This is a genomic window from Occallatibacter sp. (assembly GCF_049802275.1).
Lineage (GTDB): Bacteria > Acidobacteriota > Terriglobia > Terriglobales > Acidobacteriaceae > Telmatobacter.
In genome coordinates this window covers 1-4,911 of sequence record NZ_JBARMD010000340.1, presented here as the reverse complement: position 1 = coordinate 4,911, position 4,911 = coordinate 1, and the positions used below count along the sequence as shown (strand labels likewise).

The 4,911-nt window shown below is 58.8% G+C and carries 6 protein-coding genes; 2 read left to right on the top strand and 4 right to left on the bottom strand.

The window, feature by feature from the left end; all coding sequences use genetic code 11:
- The 4 genes from WA354_RS11975 to WA354_RS11960 all read right to left on the bottom strand — a co-directional run.
- A partial coding sequence (locus WA354_RS11975; protein ID WP_472813244.1) for a ClpX C4-type zinc finger protein occupies nt 1-314 on the bottom strand: 314 nt, incomplete at its 3' end.
- 53 nt (nt 315-367) lie between these two features.
- Entirely contained in the window at nt 368-958 is a 591-nt protein-coding gene (clpP, locus tag WA354_RS11970) for an ATP-dependent Clp endopeptidase proteolytic subunit ClpP (RefSeq protein ID WP_472813243.1), read from the bottom strand.
- Nucleotides 959-1,081: 123 nt separating this feature from the next.
- Nucleotides 1,082-2,458 carry a trigger factor gene (tig, locus tag WA354_RS11965; protein WP_472813242.1) on the bottom strand — a complete coding sequence of 459 codons (1,377 nt, stop codon included), beginning with the start codon at nt 2,456-2,458 and terminating at the stop codon, nt 1,082-1,084.
- A gap of 173 nt (nt 2,459-2,631) precedes the next feature.
- Nucleotides 2,632-2,886: a CPCC family cysteine-rich protein gene (locus tag WA354_RS11960; protein ID WP_472813241.1), complete on the bottom strand. Its 255-nt coding sequence runs from the start codon at nt 2,884-2,886 to the stop codon at nt 2,632-2,634.
- A gap of 142 nt (nt 2,887-3,028) precedes the next feature.
- Here WA354_RS11960 and WA354_RS11955 point away from each other — a divergent pair, with 142 nt between their 5' ends.
- Both WA354_RS11955 and WA354_RS11950 read left to right on the top strand, forming a co-directional pair.
- Nucleotides 3,029-4,165 carry a Gfo/Idh/MocA family protein gene (locus WA354_RS11955; RefSeq protein ID WP_472813240.1) on the top strand — a complete coding sequence of 379 codons (1,137 nt, stop codon included), beginning with the start codon at nt 3,029-3,031 and terminating at the stop codon, nt 4,163-4,165.
- A gap of 13 nt (nt 4,166-4,178) precedes the next feature.
- On the top strand, nt 4,179-4,911 hold a 733-nt coding region (locus WA354_RS11950), incomplete at its 3' end, for a hypothetical protein (RefSeq protein ID WP_472813239.1).

The window sequence follows — 4,911 nt, the reverse complement described above, 5'->3', positions numbered from 1 at the left end:
TTCATCTGCACGCGCTTGTAGTGGTTGTAAACGGCAACTGCGAGCTTCTTTTTGGTCTGGTCCTGCCCGATTACGAAGTCATCGAGGAAGCTTTTGACTTCCTGCGGCTTGGGCAGGTGGCCGGCGGCGGCCGCGGGATGCGCGGCATCTCCTCGATCGTCTTCAAGGATGGAGTTACAGACAGCGACACACTCATCGCATATGTATGCCCGTGGATAGTCGCTGGGCGACGAGATCAACTTCGCTACGGCGTCCTGCGATTTGTGGCAGAACGAGCACCGCAGCGCTTCTTCAGGTCCCGTGCGCGTTTTCATTATTGGCTCCCCTTGGCCTCACAAATTTGATACTGCCTGCAGTTGCGCGACCGCTATGTCCGCGGCCGGTCGATTATTTCGTCGATGATTCCGTATTCCTTGGCTTGCTGCGAATTCATAATGAAGTCGCGTTCCACGTCGCGTTCAATGCGGTCGAGTGGCTGGCCCGTATGCTTCGCCATCAGGGTGTTCGTAATCTCCCGGATGCGCAGGATCTCTCGCGCGTGAATATCGATGTCCGTTGCCTGGCCGCTCAGCCCTCCCATCGAGGGTTGGTGAATCAGGATGCGCGAGTTCGGCAGTGCAAACCGCTTGCCCTTCGTCCCGGCAAGCAGCAGGAATGCACCCATGCTGGCTGCCTGCCCTATGCAGTATGTCACCACATTGTTCCGAATGAACTGCATGGTGTCATAGATTGCCAACCCGGCGGTAATGGACCCCCCCGGTGAATTGATGTAAAGCTGCACATCCTTTTCGGGGTCTTCACCGGAGAGGAACAACATCTGGGCAACGATAAGATTGGCTACCTGATCATCGATCGGCGTGCCGAGGAAAATGATGTTATCGCGAAGCAGACGGGAATAAATGTCGTAGGCGCGCTCGCCCCGACTCGTCTGCTCAACCACCATGGGAACCAATGCCATTCGAGTCTCGTCCCTCGCGGGGATATCTCCCGTTTACCCGGGCTACTCCCCGACTATTTGATGGCCGTGGGGTGCAGGGCGATGCAAGTCCCTTTCTCCACGGCGTTTGGGCCAGCGCAACTGCTACGCGGGCAATCTCTCATACAGCAAACTGGCGGTCTTTTCTCTCTTCAATTGTTCACGGATTCTAGCGATACCGCCGTCATCAGTCAAACGCTGCCGCAGCGTTTCGTACGGTTCGCGTGACTGAAGTGCAGCTAATTGTAACTCCCTGTCCAATTCTTCGTCGCTGACCGTAACACCTTCTTTATCAGCGATCCGGTCCATCAGAACGTGGGCTTTTACCTCGGCTACGGCGGAATCACGCTGGGCTGGACGCAACCGGCTGAAATCGAGCTGGCGCATCTGTTCGGGATTCATGCCCTGGGCAGCAAGGGCGCGCAATCCCCGCTCCAGCCGGGCATCAATCTGGTCTTGTACAAGGCTTTCCGGAACCGGGAACTGGTATCTCTCGATCAGCGCGGCGAACAGCCGGTCCTTGGTTTCGGCCTCGATGCTGCGGCGTTTACGGTTTGCCATGTGCTCGCGGACACGGGACTGCAAATCATCCAAACTTTCGTAATTTCCCAGTTCCCTGGCGAAATCGTCGTTCAACTCGGGAAGGGTCCGCTTCTTGATTCCCTTTACGGTTACATCGTACGCAACCGTCTTGCCCTGGAGCCTGGCTTCGGGATAGTCGGCGGGATAGATGACTTCAGCTTGCAGTTCCTGCCCGGCCCTTGCGCCACGCAGCACCTGCGTAAAGGCTTCAACCGTATCCTTGCCGCCAACCTCGACAAGGGAGTCCTCGCCTTTAATCGGCGCAGCTTCGGCGTCGTCGCTCACCCTGCCGCTATAGGAGATCTCAACCCAGTCGCCGTCGACAATAGCGCGTTCTTCTTCCACCGGCTCAACAACCGCGCGGGATTCCCGCAGTTGCGCCAACTCGTGAGCATACTCTTCGTCGGTCACTTCGACGGAGGGCTTGTCTACAACAACCTGTTCGTAGCCTTCAATGGAGATGTCAGGAAGGTATTCGAAGACAGCCTTGACGTGCAGCGGCTGGCCTTCGTCAACCGTAAGCTCTGTCACCTGCGGCTGGCCTACGGGCCGGATTCCCAGCTCACGGACTCCGTTGCTGAAACGCTCCGGCAGCAGGCTGTCGATGACGTCTTTACGTATTTCGTTGGCAAACCGGCGGCGAACCACCGCTTCGGGCACCTTGCCGGGACGGAAGCCAGGAAGCTTCGCATACTTCTGGTAGTTGCGTGTGACGCTCCGGAAGGCCTTGGAGACTTCGTCGGCGGGAACGTCAAGCACCAGCTCGCGCGTGCATTCCGGATTGAGTACCGGTCCATGCTGATGTTCGTGGTTGTGTTCGTGATCGTGGCCTTCGTGGCTATGGGACTCCTCGGGTGCACCCGAGGTTGGATTCGTTTCGAGAGTGTCAGCGGTGCTCAACGTTTTGCCTTCCGGGCGCGTCGCGCCAAATCTTGCTGCTACAGCGGGCTGTCGCCGGAGGGTAACAGCATCCTGTGGCGGGGGAATTGCCTCAGTTCATGGTAAGAGGGTTTGCGGGGGCGGTCAAACCGGCCGGACAGGGATGGGAGCGCCTCTGCACCGCCAAAGACACGTTACTGCTCAGAGACCTCTGGTTTTCGAACGTAGGGCAGAAAGCGGGGGTGTGCGGCACCGCACTGGGAATAGTGCAATCGGGCCGCATTAAGGCTCAACTCGCCGTTTACGGTGTTCCGGACGTCAGACGCATCGACGTCCTCCTGCCCATCGTCCTCCCACCAGCAGACCGGACAAAGGCCCAGTGTATTTGGCGCCTCCAGAGTCCTGTATCCGCAGCAGGGGCACCGAAAACGAATCGCTGCAATCCCCATGAGTGGATTGACGGATTTTGTGATCCGCCGGTTTACGCGCTTTGTTCGCGCACCGAACCTGGGTCAACCTTGGCACGTCTTTACTGCAGGTGGTCAAGGCCACGACCTGTAGAATCAGGGCCGCAGGAGGCGTCCAATCTCGATGCGCACTCTAATTTCTCGCCGTCGTCTTCCGTTCATCGCAATGTTCATGATCGCGTTGTTTGCTGCCGCGCCACTCCGCGTCCAGGCCGAAATGCCGCAACCGCTGAAGGTGGCCATTGTGGGCCTCGAGCATGGGCACGTTGAAGGCTTTCTGGGCCAGCTTCCGAAGCACACAGATGTCCAACTGGTCGGCATTGCCGATGCTGACACGGCGCTCTGGCAGAAGTATGGCAAAAAATACCGGCTGCCCGATTCGCTCTTCTACAAGAGCGAGGCCAACATGATCGAGCGGACCCACCCGCAGGCGGTGCTGGTGTACACCTCGATCGGCGAACATCGCCACGCGATCGAGGTTGCCGCGCAGTACGGCGTCTCGGCGATGGTGGAGAAGCCGCTGACCATATCGCTTGATGATGCGCTGGCGATCCGGCAGATTGCGCATGACCACAAGATTCAGGTGCTGGTGAACTACGAGACTACGTGGTATCCGAGCGACAGGGCGGCTTACGACGAGGTGCGCGAGGGCCGCATCGGCGAAATCCGGCGCGTGGTTGTTCATGATGGGCACCAGGGGCCGAAGGAGATTGGCGTACCGCCGGAGTTTCTCAACTGGCTTACCGATCCCGCACAGAACGGCGCTGGCGCGCTCTACGACTTTGGCTGCTATGGCGTGGACCTGACCACGTGGCTGATGCACGGCGAGACGCCACTGACGGTTACGGCTGTGGTCAATCACGACAAGCCGCAGATTTATCCGAATGTCGATGACGATTCGACCATCATCCTGCAGTATCCGCATGCGCAGGCCGTGATCATGGGATCTTGGAACTGGCCGTTCGGGCGCAAGGATATGGAGGTCTACGGTGCAACGGGATATGCGATCGCCGTTGCCGCCGACCAGATTCGCATCCGCCACCAGCACGATGCGGAAGAACATACATCGGCGGCTCCCCCGCTGCCCGCGCGCGAGCGCGATTCGCTGGCGTATCTCTCGGCCGTGCTGCGCGGCGAGATCGTGCCCCGTGGCGATCTGACGTCGCTGGATACGAATGTAATCGTGATGCAGATTCTGGATGCGGCGCGGGAATCGGCGCGGACTGGGCGCGCGGTGAAGCTTTCTCAGCTGGGACAATAGTGGAGACTTCGCCGTGTACAGATTGACGGTCCTGCTCCTTTTAACTGCGATCACGATTCCTGCGCTGGCGGCGAAGCGTGTTACCGTTTCGCAGCTTGAGCAGACTCTGACCGCAGCTCAGGGAAAGTCAGACGCGGAGGTTGCGCAACAAATATCCGACCTGGAACTGACGGAAAGGCTGAGCGCGGATAAGCTTTCGCAGTTGAAAGCCGCTTTGCCCGGCAAACAGGCCTCAGAGAATCTGCGGATCCTTGCTGATCGATCCGCCTTCCTTGCTCCTCCGGCATCTGACATTCCTGCGATCCCCGCCCCGGATATTGCAGAGCAGCGCAGAATCATGGGTCTTGCCGTCGCTTACGTGACCCGCACCATTCCGCAGTTACCCAATTTCTTTGCCACGCGCGAAACCACGCACTTTGAGGATACGCCGTTATTGCAGAAAAGCTTCGGCAGCACCCCTTACCAGCCGCTTCACTTTGTTCGCGCCTCAAGCGTGACCGTGCTCTACCGGAACGGACGGGAAGAAGTCGATGCGGGACCGAGCAAGAAACCAGCCGCCGCTCCGCGCGGGCTCACTACCTGGGGTGTTTTTGGTCCGATTCTTGGAACCGTTCTGGTCGATGCGGCGAGAAGCAAGCTGACCTGGAGCCACTGGGAGAAAGGCGGCAGCGCGGTAGACGCCGTCTTCAGCTATGCGGTACCCAGGGCATCGTCGCACTACGAGGTGAACTACTGCTGCACGCCAA

Excerpts from the sequence above, each read along its gene's own strand:
- WA354_RS11960 (WP_472813241.1), bottom strand. The coding sequence starts at position 2,886 with ATGGGGATTGCAGCGATTCGTTTTCGGTGCCCCTGCTGCGGATACAGG.
- WA354_RS11955 (WP_472813240.1), top strand. The coding sequence starts at position 3,029 with ATGCGCACTCTAATTTCTCGCCGTCGTCTTCCGTTCATCGCAATGTTC.
- clpP (WP_472813243.1), bottom strand. The coding sequence starts at position 958 with ATGGCATTGGTTCCCATGGTGGTTGAGCAGACGAGTCGGGGCGAGCGC.